Origin of the sequence: Paenibacillus albiflavus, from assembly GCF_004344915.1 — a bacterium.
GTDB lineage: Bacteria > Bacillota > Bacilli > Paenibacillales > NBRC-103111 > Paenibacillus_AM > Paenibacillus_AM albiflavus.
Genome location: NZ_SKFG01000001.1, coordinates 202,327 through 221,000, shown reverse-complemented (window position 1 = coordinate 221,000; position 18,674 = coordinate 202,327). Strand labels below are relative to the sequence as shown.

The window sequence follows — 18,674 nt, the reverse complement described above, 5'->3', positions numbered from 1 at the left end:
GTGTATTTATCGAATAGATTCAACCTTAATTCCAAGTGATAAGTAAAGGATGTGGGTAACTTTGGCAATTGATATTAAAAAAGAAGGACTAGTGGACGGTAAAGTTGAGCAGCGCATGGTGTATGAGTCAGGTAACGAAATGGCTGCATATGCTGCCCATCAAATAAATTATCATGTTATGGGCTACTTCCCAATTTCACCTTCTACGGAAGTTGCACAGTTTCTAGATTTAATGAAAGTGAATGGACAACATGATATCGTCTTGATTCCTGCTGACGGCGAGCATGGCTCAGCGGGTATTTGCTATGGTGCCTCGACAGCTGGTGGTCGTGTGTTCAACGCGACGAGTGCGAATGGCTATTTGTATATGATCGAACAAATGCCAGTTCAATCCGGTACACGTTTTCCGATGGTCATGAACCTTGTATGTCGCTCTGTATCAGGTCCGCTTGATATTCATGGTGATCACTCCGACTTATATTTTGCATTAAATACAGGCTGGCCGATCTTAATGTGTCGTGACCCTCAGGCGGTTTATGACATGAACATTATGGCGATCAAGCTTGCTGAAGATAAAGATGTTCGTTTGCCGGTAATCGTTGCATCTGACGGATATTTTACATCTCACCAGAAGCGTCGTGTAGAGACTTTTGCTCATCGCAAGGATGTTCATGATTTCATTGGCGAGCAGCCTCCAGTAGGGTATCCGCATACACTTGATCGAGACAATCCAATTACAGTTGGACCATACATGAACGAACCTGACTATATCAACAACTGTTACCAGCAGTCTGTTGCGATGTATAATGCAGAGGAAGTGTACGATCGTATTCGCAAAGAATATTTCGAATTAACAGGTCGTGACTACCCAATTCTGGATCTATACCGTATGGAAGATGCAGAAGTTGCAGTGTTCCTTATGAACTCATCGTCAGAAATCATCAAGGACGTAGTCGATCAATTGCGTGCCAAAGGCATTAAAGCTGGTTCCATTGCACCAAACATCATCCGTCCATTCCCAGCGAAGCAAATTGCTGAAGCACTTAAGAATGTTAAGGCTGTAACCGTTGGTGATCGTGCTGATTCTTATGGTGCGCATGGCGGTAATATGGTGCTTGAGATCAAGGCAGCATTATTCACATATGGCAACAAAGATACGATGGTAATCAGCCGTATTTACGGTCTTGGCGGTAAAGATTTCTATGCAGAAGATGGACATAACATGTTCCAATTCGCAATCGATGCCGTTAAAGCAGGGAAGGTTGAAGTTCCATTTGATTACTATGGACACACACCTGGGGACCCAACTAAAGCTCCGAAGCGTGTGCTGAACCCAATGAAATATGAGTCACTGAACACAGGCCTTATCAAAGCGACGAAGGATGAGGGAACAGGCAAGGTTAATGTCAAAATGCCTCCGCTACGTGCGCTTACTGGTAAGCCAAAGAGACTTGCGCCAGGTCATGGTGCATGTCCAGGTTGCGGTATTTTCTCAGGTCTGGAGCTGTTCTTCAAAGGGATCGAAGGCGATATCGTCGCTCTATTCCACACAGGCTGCGCAATGGTTGTAACAACTGGTTATCCATACTCTGCTCACAAAGCGACGTACATTCATAACCTGTTCCAGAATGGTGCTGCAACATTATCAGGTGTCGTTGAAATGTTCTGGGAGCGTAAGCGTAGAGGCGAGCTTGATCATTTGAACCTGAAGGACGATTTCACATTCGTTATGATTACAGGTGACGGTGGTATGGATATTGGAATGGGACCATCGATTGGTGCCGCGCTTCGTAACCACAAAATGATCATTCTTGAGTATGATAACGAAGGTTATATGAATACAGGTGCACAGCAATCCTACTCAACGCCTATCGGACATCGGACATCGACGTCGAACGTTGGTAAGAGCAAGGGTGGAAAGAGATTCCAGCATAAAGACACAGCGCAAATTATGGCTGCTACACATATTCCATATGTATTTACCGGAAGCGAATCATTCCCTCAAGACCTCGTCAAGAAGGCTGCTAAAGCACAATGGTATGCACAGCACGAAGGTATGGTGTATGGTAAAATTCTGATCGCGTGTCCTCTGAACTGGTTATCTGAGGATCAAGATGGTTCGAATATCGTTGGTGAAGCGGTTAACTCCTGTTTCTTCCCGCTATATGAGGTAGAGAACGGAATTACTACACTTACCTACAATCCAGAGGATAAAAATAAGAAAGTTCCATTATCCGATTGGCTCAAGATGATGGGTAAGACTAGACATATGCTCAAACCTGAGTACAGTGAGGAATTGCACGCATTTGAGCAAGAGGTTGAACGTCGCTGGAACATGCTTAAAGCGAAGCACGAAAGTCCTTATCTATAGGTTATTTATATGAAAGCACATCTCTTTCATTAGAGATGTGCTTCATTTTTTGATAAATAATCTAAATTTGTCGAATTATTAGTCATTATTTTGGTGAATTCTGACGTTTTTTTGTCTTCAATAGATTATAATGAACAAAATGTATATTACTAAGGAGGGGGTCTTACTCGTGTTTCTTCTAAAAAAATCACCTGCGAGCATTATAAATCCCATTCAACCTACAGATATTGCGGCGTCAGATGGTTTGAAAGAAAAACTTTATTTCTTACAAATAACAAAGAATGACTTGGCGAATGTGAATAAGCTTCAAGATATTATCGCTAAGCATGCAGAGGCTATAACGAAGCGTCATTATGATTTACTCAAACAGGTTCCTCATCTGGCGCAAATTATGCAAAGCCATAGCACGATAGATCGGTTGTCTCACACTTTTGTTGAGTATCTAAACTCAATTCCCCAAATTGTATTTGATCAGAAATATGTGCAATCGAGGATAAAGATCGGAATTGTACATGCCAGAATTCAATTATCACCTGAGTGGTATATTGGTTCATATGTTCGTATTTATGAGTATTTATTGCCTTATATTCTAGAAACTTTTACGAATCGGAGCGAGGCAAGTTCAATTCTTCTTTCCTTGAATCGCGTATTGACGCTAGATTCACAATTAATTCTTGAAGCTTATCAAGAGGCGCATGAGTTTCGTTTTGTCGATACGAATAGTCAGATTGTTGAAGAATTAATTCAACTCGATAAGGTCAAACCTCTGCTGGTAGCAGTAGATAAAACAATTTCTGAAGCGATAAACGTCAATCTTGCAACAGAAGAATTATCTCAATCCGTAGAGCGGGTTGCCGAGCATGCTGTTCAAGTTGCTGAGAATACGGAGAACCTTGTTCATCAGACAAATCTCGGGCAGCAAGTTATCTATAAATCATTAAAGGGATTCTTAGCTGTCGTAGAGGAGTTCAAAGAGACAAGAAGTAAACTGGATCATCTATTTGAAGCAATTGACAATGTAACCGAAGTAGTTAAATTCATTCGGGAAGTTGCGGAACAGACGAATTTATTAGCACTGAATGCAGCGATTGAGGCAGCTCGTGCAGGTGAAGAGGGCAAAGGATTCGCCGTAGTTGCAGATGAAGTTCGTAAATTATCTGTCCAAACACAGCATTCAGTGGAATCTATTACAGGAATGATCGATAAAGTGAAGGCTTCTGCTCGATCAGTTGGCGATAAATCAGATGGAATGTCAGGCTCCTTAATTAGCTGCGTAGAGGAAGCGAAAGAAGCAATTAGTAGTCTTGATGTGATTATGACGAAGGTAAGTGAAATTAGCAGCTTTACTCAGCATATTGCTGCAATAGTTCAAGAGCAGTCCGCAGCAACACATGATATCTCCAATCGTATTGTAGAAGTACTTAATGAAACAGAGCAGATTAAAACGAATGCAAACGATACAGGGCGCAGCATCTATGATGTAAGTGTGAAGGTGAATGATCTGCGAAATAAATCTTTGCAATTCATTGGCCATATGAGTGAATCACAGCTCCTTCGTGTAGTCAGAACGGATCATTTGCTGTGGAAATGGTGGGTTTATAATAGTGTATTAGGCTTCCAAGAGATGGACCCAGACAAAGTGGTAGATGCTCATAGCTGTCGTCTTGGACAATGGTATGATTCAAATCAGTCGAATGCTGCAATTGCAGCACTTGATTCCTACAAAGCTCTGTATGAACCGCATGCGCAAATTCATCAGTTATCGAAGACAGCTGCACAACAAATGCAAAAAGGAAGCCATAAAGAAGCACTTGATACTTTATTGCAAATTGAAAAAACCTCTACGATTGTTGTTAAAGGGATCGATCAATTGCAGAAAGATTTAGCTTTAGCTAAGGCATAAAACAATGATCCCATTGCTAATGTAAATTAGATGTGATATTGTATTGTTAATTATAACCATTATACAGTGGTGCTGAACTAAGGGAGGTGAGGTAGGATGAATTACGAGAATGTCAACGATCGCTTGAGTCAATTAGAGGATACGATCAGTTGTGTTTGCCATGCAAATCGTACTACGGGAGAAGTCTGTCCATTATTCCCTATACGATTTACAACTCGTGCAAATAATCCTGCCTTAACCTTTAACGGAAATGAACAAGCGATTTAAGTCATAAAGGCTTCAATATGACCGATAATCGTAACTTCAACTATCGATAAAGCTTATGAGCCGTGGAATATTCCACGGCTCTTTTTGGCGTTCACACCTAACTATATATAAACCATGGAGGGTTAACAATGATCGTAAGTATGCAGCAAGTTCATAAATATTATGGAGCTAACTTAGTTCTTTCTGATTTGACGCTTGAAGTAAATGATGAAGATAAAATTGGCCTGATTGGTCGCAATGGAACAGGTAAGACAACTATTCTCCAATTAATTGCCGGAATGGATAAGCAAGATCAAGGCGATATCGCCATTCGTAAGATGACGAAGATTGGTTATCTAGAACAAACCGCTGAGCGCTCTGAGCAGACGACAGTCTACGAGGTTTTATCGGAAGCATATGGTGAGGTTCGAGACATACAGCGCAGAATGGTCGTAATGGAGGCATCGATGTCTGATGAACAAGTGTTTGCAGATGAGAGCAAACTAAATCAAGTGTTAGCGAAATACGCTGAGTTGCAAGAACAATTCGAACAAGCAGGCGGTTATGAAATGGAGGCGCGGATAAACCAAATTGCGAGTGGACTTAGTGTCCCTACCGATCATTATCAACGTTTGTTCGCATCTTTATCAGGTGGGGAGAAAACAAGAGTCGGGCTTGCTTCGATTTTATTAGCGAATCCTAACTTGCTTCTTCTTGATGAACCAACGAACCATTTGGATGTATCCGCTGTAGAATGGCTCGAAAATTATTTGCGTAATTATAAGGGCAGCTACGTGATTGTATCTCACGACCGGTATTTCTTAGATCAAGTAGTAAATAAGATTGTTGAAGTCGAAGATGGTGAAGCTTCTATTTATCATACCAACTATTCAGGTTATCAGCAGGAGAAGCAGGAGAGATTGCTGAAGCAATTCTCCGATTATCAAGATCAGCAGAAGCAGATCAAACAGATGAAGGAAGCAATCAAGCGATACCAAGAATGGGGTAAGATTGGTGGTAATGATAAGTTCTTCCGAAGAGCTGCTGCAATCCAGAAGGCGATTGATCGTATGGAGAAGATAAAACGACCTATTCTGCAAAGAAAGACTGCCGAATTCGAATTCAATCTGGGTGATCGATCAGGTGAAGATGTAGTGACACTTCTTGAGGTAGAGAAGTCGTATGGAGATCGGTTACTTCTGACAGATGCTTCGCAATTACTTCGTTATGGTGAACGTGTTGCCATCATAGGGGATAACGGAACGGGTAAGAGTACATTATTTAAGCTCATTCTAGGTCAGGAGAAGCCAGATGAGGGTGAAGTGATGCTTGGTTCACGTGTTCAGGTTGGCTATCTAGCACAGGATTCAAAGCCGCAGGTTAACCAAACTGTCCTGCAATATTTCCGGGAGGAAGCAGGTTTGGAGGAAGGAACTGCTCGAGGGAGATTAGCTCAATACTTATTCTATGGTGCTGATGTGTTCAAAGGGATCTGTAATTTATCTGGCGGTGAGTGGACTAGACTGCGCCTAGCTTTAATCATGCACGCCAAACCGAATTTACTGATGCTGGACGAACCAACGAATCATCTGGATATTGAATCAAGAGAAGCGCTTGAAGAGATGCTTGAGGATTACTCAGGAACAGTACTCGCAATCTCTCATGACCGATATTTCATCAATAAACTTGCCCAGCAAATATGGCAGATCAAGGATCGTAAATTATTATCGCATATCGGGAATTTTGATGATTTAAGAGAGAAGGAAACAAAGAAATCGTAAGCAGATAAAACTAATGTAGTGTGATCGTACCCTTCATATGATAGTATTATTATATGGAAATTGATGGAAGGTGGGTACGAAGATGGAAGCTGAACTAAAGGATACGAAACGTAATTTAAAAAAGCAAATACCATCATTGATCGTTGTCGTAATCTTTGCACTTTATATTACACTTAGTTTTATTCAGGATTCATCACCAAGACCATTGTCTGAATCAGCTCCAGCTACAGAATTCTCTGCTGAACGTGCAATGAAACACGTGAAAGCCATTGCGCAAGCTCCCCACCCAACAGGATCGGATGAGAATGATCAGGTGATGGCCTATATTCAATCGCAGATGAAAATATTGGGTGTCGAGCCTATTATTCAAACAGTCTCAACTGCTGATTTACAACAAGGCAACCTGCTGCCGAATTATATTCGAGCTACTACAGTGTCGAATATCATTGGCAGGCTGCCAGGTACGAATAGCACCAAAGCTTTGATGCTAACGGCGCATTATGATTCGGTTCCTTACAGTAGAGGAGCTAGCGACGACGGCGTTGGTGTTGCAACCTTGCTCGAAACGCTCCGGGTGCTGCGTGAAGGACCTCCGCTGCAGAATGATATTATTTTCCTTATCACGGATGGAGAAGAACTTGATTTGGATGGAGCTAGAGCATACTGGGATTCAGAAAATAGTCCTTTCCGAAGCGATATAGGAATGGTCGTTAATTTTGAAGCACGCGGTACGAAAGGTCCCTCATTAATGTTCCAGACAAGTCGTGAGAATGGTTGGATCATTGACGAATTCGCCAAGTCAGTTAAATACCCAGTTTCTACATCGATGATGGGTGATGTTTATGCGTTGATGCCCAATGATACTGACATGACGATTTCGAATGCCGCAGGAATATCAGGAATCAATTTTGCATTTGGAGACGGCTGGACAAATTATCATTCTATGCAAGACAGTATTGAAAATGTCAGCCTATCGACTTTACAGCATCATGGTGTGAATGCACTATCAGCGGCGAAACAGTTTGGTCAGGTAGATTTGACACAGACGAAAGAGGCAGATCAAGTCTATTTTAATGTATTAGGCTCGCTCATTCATTATCCAAAGGCTTATGTAGTTTATATGACGTTAGGTGCTGTTATTCTCGGTTTATATGCTGCTTTTATTGGATTTCGGAAAAAAATATTGCTGGGAGGTCAACTTGCTTTAGGCTTTTTGGGGATACTTGGTGGAATCATCGTATCTATAGGAGCGACATATGGCTTATGGATGGCGGTAGAACGATTGTGGGGGTATAAACTACACGTAAGCAATGGAGCTATGTATTATCATAATTGGTTCGCACTCGCATTCATCTTCCTTACGTTTGGCATATGCTTCGTGATCTGGGGGCTGATGAAAGCCAAAGTATCGATGCTAAATTTCTGGTTTACGGGGCAGCTTCTGTGGATGATAATCTTAATCGCGATTTCTATCTTATTGCCTGGCGGCAGCTACTTATTCCTATGGCCGCTGGTTATCCAATTGCTTGTTATGATTATAGCGCTGCATTTACGTGATGCTGAAGCAGTTGTTAAGCATCCAGTTACGTTGCTAATCATCGCTGCTGGACCTATATTGCTGTGGACGATCATTGTTCGGATGCTTTTTATCTTTATGCCTATGGCAACGAATGTCTATGTGATGGGAATCGTTGTTCTGTTGCTTGCTATGCTGTTCCCTCTACTAGATGTTCTTCGTGATCTAAGTATGCGGTTCTGGATTGCCATCACATTCGCGCTTTCCATTCTTATGTTAGCTGGCAGCTACCTAGTAACGGAGATGAATGATCGCCCGATTGATTCGAATTTTGTTTATGTACAGGATGTTGATAAGCAAGATGCTCGATGGATTACTTTAACACCGCTTAATGATTGGACGAAACCTTATTTCGTACAAAGCGAGGATATTCTGTATTATCCTCTTATTTATAAAGTAGGGCAATCAGACCGACTTGTAGCATCAAGCCAAGCACCAGTGATTCCAATTGCGAAGCCAACAGTCACCGTTCTTGATTCGCATGATGATAGTGGAAGTAGGACGATACACCTGCAAGTCAAATCAAATCGGGAAGCACGTCGTATACTGCTAACAATTCCAGAGGTGATCGTACAGAAAGTGACGATTAATGGTCAACCATTCGATACAGATCCATCGACTAGAGGTTTTGTATTATCTTTTACAGGTAAATCGCCTGATGGAATTGATCTTGAGGTGAATTATATTCCTAAAGGAAAGACTGCCGTAATTGTCAGCGATATTAAAGATGATTTAACGACAGTTCAAGGATTGGATGTAAAACCAAGGCCAGCCAATCTGAATCCTGCACGAGAATTTGATTCAACGACCATTGCATCGACTTCTATTGAGATCAATTAGCTGCTATGTAAAAAGGATAGAGCATAATAACGTAAATAGAGGATGGTTGGTTCATCATTTTATGAGCTTATCTCCTCTATTTTTGTTACAAAAATATTATTGCAACAATCGTGAGACTGTTGTCGTCCTTATATGTTAACAATGCTATTTAGGGGGAAAGACATGAAAAAGATTTTTATTATTACATTAATCAGTTTTCTTTTGCTGACTGGATGCGGAAAGGAAAGGACCGAAGAACTTACAGGAAATCAACCGCCTATAGCTGAAATCCATATTGGCGATAAAGTATACGAAACAAAACTTGGCACATATTGCTGGTCATCAGAAAATCAGGGTACGTGTGTAGATTCAATTGGTCCTGTTGAACTTTTAAAGAACGAAAAACCAATAACGGTTTCTCCTGGAGCAGTTATTAAGTTCGTTATAAATTCCGACCTCATGCCGAATAAATTCTTTGTCGAGCAAATCACCGGCGATCATCAAATTACGGAAGTAGCTGTAAATGATAATGCTTTTCAAGCACCTATTCAAAAAGGAATCTATTACTATTCTTACGGCGTGTGGTGGATGGATGAGAAAAAACCGAATGTCGCTCATGGTGATGCTTTTTATAATTTTGTTTTGGAAGTTATGTAAAAGGATTCAACTAAAGAGCAGTTTAATATGGTAATATTGAAAGATATTCCAGTGAATTATTGAAAGTAGGGAAATCAATTGCTAATTGGTTATATAAATGAAATCATTCGTCATCCGGTTAAATCATTCTATGGGGAAAGTCTACAAAAAAGCAGGGTTATGGACTATGGTTTATATGGTGACCGTAGCCATGCTTTTCTTGATGAAACAAGACCTGGTAAGTATTTGACAATAACACAATTCCCGGAGATGGCTTTATATAAAGCAAGATTTGTAGGAGAGGAGAACCTAGATAACTATCCAGATGTTGAGATTACTACACCAGAAGGTATGGTTTTCAATTGGGGAGACGAGGAACTAATCAAACAATTAGAAATGAAATCGAAACGTGCTATTTCCTCAATTCAATATTCTCCTTCTTATGTTCCCTTTGGCTCCATTGAAGAAGAACATATACAACTTGTTACTGATGCTTCAGTAAATAAGATAAAAGAAATATGGGGACAGGAAGTAGATTATAGACGTTTCCGACCTAACTTATTTATCTCATTAATTGATAAAACTCCATTTGTTGAAGAATCTTGGTTCGGTAAGCGGATAAAAATAGGAAACGAAGTGGAATTAGAATTAAAACGGCATTGTGAGAGATGTATGATAGTCACTGTAAATCCTGATACTGCTGCAATGGATTCTACGCTCCTAAAAACGATTGTGAAAGAGCGAAATAACTTTTTTGGTATATACGCAACTGTTATAAGAACCGGTGAAATTCAAGTAAATGACAAGGTTATAATTGAATCTTGTTAGCTTCCTGGGCTAACGGGAAACGATAGTACAATTAAACAGCGGCAGTCTAGGACTTTACATTCTCGTCCATGGCTACCGCTGTATTAATTATATGAATGATGTTATTTCGTAAATAACGTTAAATATTCGCCATAACCCGCCTCAGCGAGTTGATCCTTTGGAATGAATTTAAGCGCCGCAGAGTTGATGCAATATCGAAGACCTGTCGGATCTGGACCGTCATTGAACACATGTCCAAGATGTGAATCACCTGCGTGACTTCGCACTTCAGTCCGAATCATGAAATGATTGAAATCCTGATGCTCCGTCACATTATGGGCACGAAGCGGTTTAGTAAAGCTCGGCCAACCGCAACCAGAATCGAATTTATCAAAAGAGCTAAAGAGGGGTTCACCTGAAACGATATCGACATAGATACCTTCTTCATGATGATCCCAAAATTCATTCTGGAAGGGAGGCTCTGTTGCACTGTTCTGAGTAACTTCATATTGCATGGATGTTAATTGTTGCTTAATCGCGTCACGGTCAGTTGGAGATTCCCAATGGTGTTTGATAAAGGCATCCCGGCCAGAGCCTCTGCGATAATTCTTATAATGCGCGACGCTCTTGCGATAGAAATGCTGATGGTATTCCTCTGCCTCGTAGAACTCAGCTGCAGGGATGATTTCGGTAACGATGGGTTTGTCGAACCGACCGCTTTGTTCTAGTAGCTGCTTGGAAGCTTCAGCAAGTTCTTTTTGACGTTCATTGTAATAGAAAATAGCCGTCCGATAAGATGAGCCGCGGTCATGGAATTGTCCGCCTGCATCTGTAGGGTCAATCTGCTGCCAGAATAGCTCTAATAGCTTCTCGTATGGGAAAATAGCCGAATCGAATGTGATTTGGACGGCCTCATAATGACCTGTTGTTTCGGAACAAACTTCTTTATAGGTTGGGTTGACAGTATGTCCACCTGTATATCCCGATATGACTTTAATGATGCCTGGTAGTTCATCAAATGGCGACACCATGCACCAGAAGCATCCACCTGCAAAAGCCGCTTGTTCAATTGTGTTCTGGTTAGTCATTCTATTGCCTCCTTCGTTAATCAATGGTTCTATTTTATATGTTTGTCATGCAATTGGCAAAAATATGATAGCTCTGCACAATATTTTGGATGATTATTTATAGAAATTATTTTCTAGTTGATTTTCAGTCATTAGTTATGCGATTATAAGAGTTTAGACATCATCATTGGGGGCAAAGATTTGTAGTGAAACAGTATCCTTTTGCTTATAAGCCATCCGAATCGTTTGTGCAGCAGGTAAGTGATTTTGTGGCAGACGTATTCTATGAAGTATTGCCTGAAGTTGGCTTTGAAATTAGAGATGAACAAATTTACATGGCTTTTCAATTAGAAAGAGCTTTTGCAGAGAAAAAGACCATATTTGCTGAAGCGGGTGTTGGCACAGGTAAAACGCTCGTTTATTTGCTATATACGATTTGTTACGCGCGGCATATCGGTAAGCCTGCGATTATCGCATGTGCTGACGAATCCTTGATTGAGCAGCTGGTTAAGCCTGAAGGAGATATCGCCAAGCTTGCGAAGCATTTAAATATGAATATTGATGTAAGACTTGGGAAATCACCAGATCAGTATGTATGCTTGAATAAACTGGATATCGCTCGAACCAAAAGCGAAGAAGCCGAGTTATATCAAGATATTTACGATGATTTGCCCGAGTTTGTTCACGTTAGCGGAGCCTTGCAGAGCTTTTATCATTATGGGGATCGCAAGGATTATAAGGAGCTTAACGACGATCAATGGAATCAAATGAACTGGGATGTGTTTCAAGACTGTCTAGTTTGTGATGCAAGACATCGCTGCGGTCAGACATTATCGCGAGATCATTACCGCAAAGCGGCGGATATTATTATTTGCTCTCATGATTTCTATATGGAACATGTTTGGACCTACGAAGGACGTAAGAGAGAAGGTCAGCTTCCTTTATTACCAGATCATAGCTCAGTTGTGTTCGATGAAGGGCATTTGCTCGAAGCTGCAGCGCAAAAAGCATTGACGTACAAGCTCAAACATAACGTATTTGAAGAAATCATTACCCGCTTATTACAAGGTGAGGTTAGGGAAGAGCTGGCTTGGACGATTGAGGAAGCTATTTCGCTCGGTGAGCACATGTTTGAGTTGTTAGGCCGCAATAGTGTAGCAGTCAGAGGATCGGATCGCAAAGAAATCATTTATACCGACGAATTAGTTAATGTGATTAATAAGTTTAAAAGTACAATTGGGCAAATTGAAGAGGAATTAGTGTTTGAAAGTGGCATATTTACACTGGACGAGTATCAGTTGCGTATTGTAGAAGAGCATCTGGAGATGATTGGTCTCGCATTAAGCTTGTATAACGGCAAAGATCAATTAATTTCATGGCTTATCGAAGATGCGAATGGATTAACGCTCGTTATCATGCCCAAAATGGTCAAAGAAGTACTGGAGGAACATGTTTTTTCACAAAAAATGCCTGTCGTCTTCTCTTCAGCGACGTTATCGCTTGATGGTTCATTTGAGTATGTAGCGGATAATTTAGGAATCAAATCCTACTTATCGATGTCTGTGCCGTCACCATACGATTATGAGGAACAAATGAAGCTTATCGCTCCGAAGCTAGACACTAATTCAACTGAAACTCAATTGTTCGTGCAGAAGGCGAGCACAGCCATCCAATTGCTCAAAGAGTCAGATGGAAAGGCATTAGTCCTCTTTAATTCCAAGGAAGAATTGAAGCAGTTCAAACAAATTTTGTTGAAGGATGAGTCATGCTCTAAGTATCATCTGCTATTCGAAGGTGATCAGGAAATTAGTCATTTGATCGCTGCGTTCCAAGAGGATGAGAACAGTATTCTATGTGCTGTTACGTTATGGGAAGGACTGGATATTCCTGGACCTTCTTTATCTAATGTGATTATTTGGTCGTTGCCTTTTCCGCCGAATGATCCTGTATTCGCTGCTAAGCGTAAGGCGGCTGATGACTCCTTTAAAGAGGTTGATATGCCCTATATGCTCCTTCGTCTAAGACAGGGTATTGGCAGACTGATTCGATCAAGAGAGGATCGAGGAAGTGTATCGATATTAGGTCAGGAATTGCATGATAATGAATTCGTCCGCGAGAAAATTAAAGAGATTATCCCTAAAGGTGTAAGCTTCTAAATAGACCAATCCATAAGCCCAAGTTATTTGAAACGCTGTTAAGTTTCATAATTTGGGCTTTTTCTTGTGCAGACAGAATGAACAAATCATATCATCGCCCCTTTTTTCTCGCAACAATGCAAAATGATGAGATCGTGAGATAGAGTGAGCTAATTGTATATGCGTGATGGAACAACCACAATATGCATTCCAAAATATTCTTATTTGGCGTTCTATTGTGATTGGGTTCACTTTACAAGAATCTTTGCCAAGAGTAATATTCATTTCATAATTTGAATTGTTTAAGCTTCAGATTGCTAAGCGCTTAATCTCCTTCTATAGGGGATCGGGGGAACCAAACAAGGTAAGTGATCATGATGTGAGAGTCATGCTCTTGCCGATTGGGGTGAATCTTGTACTTCATGTACAGGTAGGGCGACTCTCACCGCCCGAATCCGTCAGCTAACCTCGACAGCGTAGTACTAAGTACAGGAACGAATATTTTTTACAACCGTGTTCCTGCTAAATCGAGAGGATGATGAGGCTTGTGATCGTATAGAGCGACCACAGGGAATAATGACTCTGTGGTTTTCTTATGACCTTTTATGAAAAAAGTAGACTATTTATGAAAACGAATAAGCAATTGTAGTTCTTTATCGCTGAGTCTTCGGAATCATACTGAAGAACGGGGGAACCAATCGGTGCTGCATTAATTGCCATCATGGGGTGAATCTTGTACTTAATTCTCACAAGAATAAGTTCAAGTAGGGCGACTCTTACGCCCGAATCCGACAGCTAACCTCGTAAGCGTACCAAGAGAGGCAACAATTTCGTGCGATTAGACACGGTTATTTATTGGTATATAAGAATTTATATCGCAAGGCTAATAAATTCTTAAGTATACCTTAAGAAACGCATCCGTCCTATAAGGACGGCGAAGCCGTTTCTTCTTGTGACCGTGATCTTATTTAAAGCCGCAGGAAAGGTTCCTTTCCTAGCGGCTTTTTATGATGCAAGAAAGTCTTTGCTGCCGAAAAATACAGGAGGAAATTAACGTGCAAAAACAAGAAGTTATTCTCGTTGCAGCCCCTAATTGTGCAGGTGAGAATTTCATAAAGGAATTGAAACAACAAGGCATAGCATTCGCAGCATTGACGAACAACAAGAATGATAGTGGTAGACTTCGCAAGCTAGGAACCTCTTCCATTATAACGGTAAAAAGCGGTGAATATGATACATGGCTTATTCCTGAATCACCGATTGGCAGTGTGTATTTGTTCGAAAATAGCTTTAATCTATGCTGCCGATACATTCAAATGTGCCGCAGCTGGACATCTAAACCCATTTACGTCATCACGCATAGCTTTAACCCAAGACTGGTATATAAGAGACTTGGAGCGAATTATGTGATCTATACCCATAGCGATGATGTATCTTTCTTATTGAAATCTGGAGGGAATAGAGATGAATGATTTATATATGGTTCTTATTCTATCAGGGATATTCGGAGGATTATTCGCATTCCTTGCATGGTGTAATCGATTGATTGAGGGAAATGAAGAGAAGTTCTAATTTATAGGGGGAAGTCACATGGGCGTGCTGCAGATTATCGTCGTAATGGTTTTACTGATTTTAATCGTAAAGCCATTAGGCACTTATATCTATCATATTTTCTCGAATGAGTCGAATCGTACGGATCGTGTTTTTGGACCAATTGAGAAGGTCATTTATAAAATTATCGGATTAAAAAATCATTCAGCAATGACTTGGAAGAAGTACGCTTTGAGCTTAATTATCGTCAACATCGTACTCGTAGCGATCGGGTACTGCATCTTAAGATGGCAGAGCGGGCTGCCGCTCAACCCTAACGGCATTACGAATATGGAACCAACATTAACGTTTAATACAATCGTCAGTTTCATGACGAATACCAATTTGCAGCATTACAGTGGTGAGACAGGGCTATCCTATTTAGCGCAAATAGCAGTCATTATCATGATGATGTTCGCATCGGCAGCAACTGGGATTGTTGTGGCGATTGCTTTTATTAGAGGAATAACAAGCAAAGGGAAGACTTTAGGCAATTTCTTCGAGGATTTTGTCAAAGCACATGTTCGTCTATTGCTTCCAATTGCTCTTGTAGCAACTCTCGTTTTAGTAGCACTTCATGTACCACAAACACTAAGTCCGACGATTCAAGCGACGACCATTGATGGACATACGCAGCAGATTGCAATAGGACCCGTTGCTTCTCTTGAATCAATTAAGCACTTGGGTACGAACGGCGGTGGTTTCTTTGGGGTTAACTCAGCGCATCCGTTTGAGAATCCAAATCCATTAACAAACGTGCTCGAGATTCTATTAATGTGGAGCATACCAGCCGCATTAACGTATACATTTGGTAGATTTGCGAAGAATCAGAAGCAAGGTTGGATTATTTTTGGTGCAATGATGATCTTATTTACTTGTTTCTTATCACTTGCTTACTATGCCGAAAGTCAGCCAAATCCTGCGATTAGCTCACTGGGTATGGATGTAAGTCAAGGCAGCATGGAAGGGAAAGAAGTTCGATTTGGTATTCCACAGTCGGCATTATTCACTACGGTTACAACAGCAGCAACAACTGGGTCGGTCAATAACATGCATGACACCTTAACACCACTCGGTAGTATCGTTCCACTCGGCTTAATGATGCTAAACAGTGTGTTCGGCGGTGATGGAGTCGGCCTTGTGAACATGCTGATGTATGCCATGCTGACCGTGTTCATCGCAGGCTTAATGGTAGGACGTACACCTGAGTTCTTAGGTCGCAAAATAGAACCACGTGAAATGAAGCTAATTGCGATTGCGATCTTGGTTCACCCATTTATCATTTTGGCCCCTACTGCGATTGCATTGGTAACGGATCTAGGCACATCAGCAATTAGCAATCCAGGTTATCACGGCATTACCCAGGTGTTATATGAATACACCTCATCTGCTGCCAATAACGGTTCAGGCTTTGCAGGATTAGGTAATAATACACCGTTCTGGAATATAACAACAGGCATAGTCATGCTGCTGGGTAGATACATTTCGATCATTGCTTTGCTTGCAGTTGCAGGATCTCTTGTCAAAAAGCAATGGGTGCCTGAGACAATAGGGACGTTCCGTACAGACAATCGTATGTTTATGGGACTACTGATTGCGATTGTTCTCGTAATTGGTGCTTTAACGTTCTTACCAGTAATTGTATTAGGGCCAGTAGCTGAATGGTTAACATTACGTTAGTTAGATGAGGTGGATTGTGATGAGCTCACAGAGAAAAAAGATGATAACAAGAAGCATGTATTTACATGCGTTAAAAGATAGTTTGATCAAATTAAATCCCATGACGATGATGAAGAATCCAGTCATGTTCGTCGTTGAAGTTGGAACGTTTGTCGTTCTCATGATGACTATCTTCTCTGGGTATTTTGGTACCGAGGATAGTGTTGGCTTTAACTTCGTCGTATTTTTGGTCTTATTCATTACGATTCTGTTCGCGAATTTTGCTGAGGCGCTAGCAGAAGGTCGTGGTAAAGCACAAGCAAATTCACTGAAAAAATCGAAAAAAGAAATTATAGCGAATAAAGTAAATGGCAATGGGATAAAAGTAGTGCCATCAACAGAGTTGCGTAAAGGCGATATTGTCATCGTCTCACAAGGAGAGATGATTCCAGGGGATGGAGAAGTAATTGAAGGCTTAGCCTCTGTCGATGAATCTGCGATTACGGGGGAATCTGCACCCGTGATTAAGGAAGCAGGCGGAGATTTTAGTTCAGTGACAGGTGGTACACGTGTTGTCAGTGACCGCATCAAAGTACGAATAATGAGTGATCCCGGTGAATCCTTTATCGATCGGATGATTTCACTTGTTGAAGGAGCTAAGCGTCAGCAAACGCCGAATGAAATAGCGCTCAACACACTGCTAACGACGTTGACTCTAATCTTCCTAATCGTTGTTGTAACACTAGCGCCAATTGCTAAATACATCGGAATTGAACTCGAAATACCTGTCTTGATCTCTTTGCTTGTATGTTTAATCCCAACGACTATTGGCGGACTCTTATCTGCGATTGGGATTGCAGGGATGGATCGAGTGACACAATTCAATGTGCTGGCGATGTCAGGTAAAGCAGTTGAAGCCTCTGGTGATATTAATACGATGATCCTGGATAAGACCGGAACGATTACATTCGGGAATCGGATGGCTAGTGAACTCGTTCCAGTAGGAAATCATTCTGTTCAGACAGTGGGAGAGTGGGCAGCTATTAGCTCACTCAAAGACGATACACCTGAAGGCAGATCGGTGCTTGAGCTTATGAAAAAAGAAGGCTTTACGTATCATGCTGAGGTAGCTGATGGTGGTGAGTTTATTGAGTTCAAAGCAGAAACTAGAATGAGTGGGATTGATTTATCAGATGGGAGATTGGTACGTAAAGGTGCTGTTGATGCCGTGAAGACTTGGGTAACAGCGCATGGTGGAGAAGTACCCACTGACTTAGATATGAAGAGTAATGTGATTGCTTCAGCTGGTGGTACCCCACTTGCAGTAGCTATTGGCAACGAGATTGTTGGATTGATTTATCTGAAAGATACGGTTAAGCCAGGGATGCGTGAACGGTTTGGGCAGCTTCGTCAAATGGGGATTAAGACGATCATGTGTACAGGCGATAATCCGCTTACAGCAGCAACGATTGCAAGGGAAGCAGGCGTAGACGATTTCATTGCAGAGAGTAAGCCAGAGGATAAGATTGCGGTAATCCGCAGAGAGCAAGCCGAAGGCAAGCTCGTTGCAATGACAGGTGATGGGACGAACGATGCCCCGGCACTTGCACAAGCGGATGTTGGATTGGCTATGAATAGCGGTACAGTCTCTGCGAAGGAAGCAGCGAATATGATCGACCTTGATTCTGACCCATCCAAAATAATTGAAGTTGTCGCGATTGGCAAACAACTGCTTATGACACGCGGTGCATTAACTACATTCAGTATTGCGAACGATATTGCCAAATATTTTGCTATCATTCCTGCGATGTTCATGCTTGCGATTCCGGAGCTTCATGCGCTTAATATTATGTCGCTTGGAAGCCCTAAATCCGCTATTCTATCTGCGCTTATTTTTAACGCGATCATTATTCCGATCTTGATCCCGCTTGCGATGAAAGGTGTATCCTACAAGCCGATGAGTGCTAATAAACTGCTCAGTCGAAATTTACTAGTCTATGGTCTTGGCGGTATTATCGCACCATTCATTGGCATTAAATTGATTGATCTAGTTGTTCATTTGTGGATATAAATGGATATAAGGA

At 41.3% G+C, this 18,674-nt stretch carries 12 protein-coding genes and 2 riboswitches; of the genes, 11 read left to right on the top strand and 1 reads right to left on the bottom strand.

All coding sequences use genetic code 11. The features are described from left to right. The first annotated feature begins 61 nt into the window (after positions 1–61). The 7 genes from E0485_RS01135 to E0485_RS01110 all read left to right on the top strand — a co-directional run bounded on the left by E0485_RS01135 (position 62) and on the right by E0485_RS01110 (position 10,160). Entirely contained in the window at positions 62–2,371 is a 2,310-nt protein-coding gene (locus E0485_RS01135) for a thiamine pyrophosphate-dependent enzyme (protein WP_132415700.1), read from the top strand. 169 nt (positions 2,372–2,540) lie between these two features. Then, positions 2,541–4,274: a protoglobin domain-containing protein gene (locus E0485_RS01130; protein WP_165921039.1), complete on the top strand. Its 1,734-nt coding sequence runs from the start codon at positions 2,541–2,543 to the stop codon at positions 4,272–4,274. Between the two features lie 96 nt (positions 4,275–4,370). After that, positions 4,371–4,541 carry a hypothetical protein gene (locus tag E0485_RS24970; RefSeq protein ID WP_165921038.1) on the top strand — a complete coding sequence of 57 codons (171 nt, stop codon included), beginning with the start codon at positions 4,371–4,373 and terminating at the stop codon, positions 4,539–4,541. Positions 4,542–4,669: 128 nt separating this feature from the next. Continuing rightward, on the top strand, positions 4,670–6,301 hold the full coding sequence (gene abc-f, locus E0485_RS01125; RefSeq protein WP_132415696.1) for a ribosomal protection-like ABC-F family protein: 1,632 nt from the start codon (positions 4,670–4,672) through the stop codon (positions 6,299–6,301). An 82-nt stretch (positions 6,302–6,383) separates the two neighbouring features. Then, on the top strand, positions 6,384–8,717 hold the full coding sequence (locus E0485_RS01120) for a M28 family peptidase (RefSeq protein ID WP_132415694.1): 2,334 nt from the start codon (positions 6,384–6,386) through the stop codon (positions 8,715–8,717). Between the two features lie 162 nt (positions 8,718–8,879). Then, the gene (locus E0485_RS01115; RefSeq protein ID WP_132415692.1) at positions 8,880–9,353 is read left to right on the top strand and encodes a hypothetical protein; all 474 of its coding nucleotides are present in this window, start codon (positions 8,880–8,882) and stop codon (positions 9,351–9,353) included. Between the two features lie 78 nt (positions 9,354–9,431). Beyond that, positions 9,432–10,160, top strand: a complete 729-nt coding sequence (locus tag E0485_RS01110; protein ID WP_132415690.1) for an MOSC domain-containing protein — start codon at positions 9,432–9,434, stop codon at positions 10,158–10,160. 101 nt (positions 10,161–10,261) lie between these two features. On the opposite strand, the gene msrB is transcribed toward E0485_RS01110, so the two are convergent. Beyond that, the gene (gene msrB, locus E0485_RS01105) at positions 10,262–11,227 is read right to left on the bottom strand and encodes a peptide-methionine (R)-S-oxide reductase MsrB (protein WP_132415688.1); all 966 of its coding nucleotides are present in this window, start codon (positions 11,225–11,227) and stop codon (positions 10,262–10,264) included. A 185-nt stretch (positions 11,228–11,412) separates the two neighbouring features. Between msrB and E0485_RS01100 the strand changes: the two genes are divergently transcribed. The 4 genes from E0485_RS01100 (at position 11,413) to kdpB (ending at position 18,661) form a co-directional block, all read left to right on the top strand. Beyond that, positions 11,413–13,362: an ATP-dependent DNA helicase gene (locus E0485_RS01100; protein ID WP_132415686.1), complete on the top strand. Its 1,950-nt coding sequence runs from the start codon at positions 11,413–11,415 to the stop codon at positions 13,360–13,362. Between the two features lie 291 nt (positions 13,363–13,653). Beyond that, positions 13,654–13,833, top strand: a riboswitch (cyclic di-AMP (ydaO/yuaA leader). A 155-nt stretch (positions 13,834–13,988) separates the two neighbouring features. Then, positions 13,989–14,167: riboswitch (cyclic di-AMP (ydaO/yuaA leader) on the top strand. Positions 14,168–14,396: 229 nt separating this feature from the next. Then, positions 14,397–14,813, top strand: coding sequence for a hypothetical protein (locus E0485_RS01095; protein WP_207910911.1), 417 nt, complete (start codon positions 14,397–14,399; stop codon positions 14,811–14,813). Positions 14,814–14,931: 118 nt separating this feature from the next. Then, entirely contained in the window at positions 14,932–16,611 is a 1,680-nt protein-coding gene (kdpA, locus tag E0485_RS01090; protein WP_132415684.1) for a potassium-transporting ATPase subunit KdpA, read from the top strand. 19 nt (positions 16,612–16,630) lie between these two features. After that, entirely contained in the window at positions 16,631–18,661 is a 2,031-nt protein-coding gene (kdpB, locus tag E0485_RS01085) for a potassium-transporting ATPase subunit KdpB (protein ID WP_132415682.1), read from the top strand. The last annotated feature ends 13 nt before the right edge of the window (positions 18,662–18,674 follow it).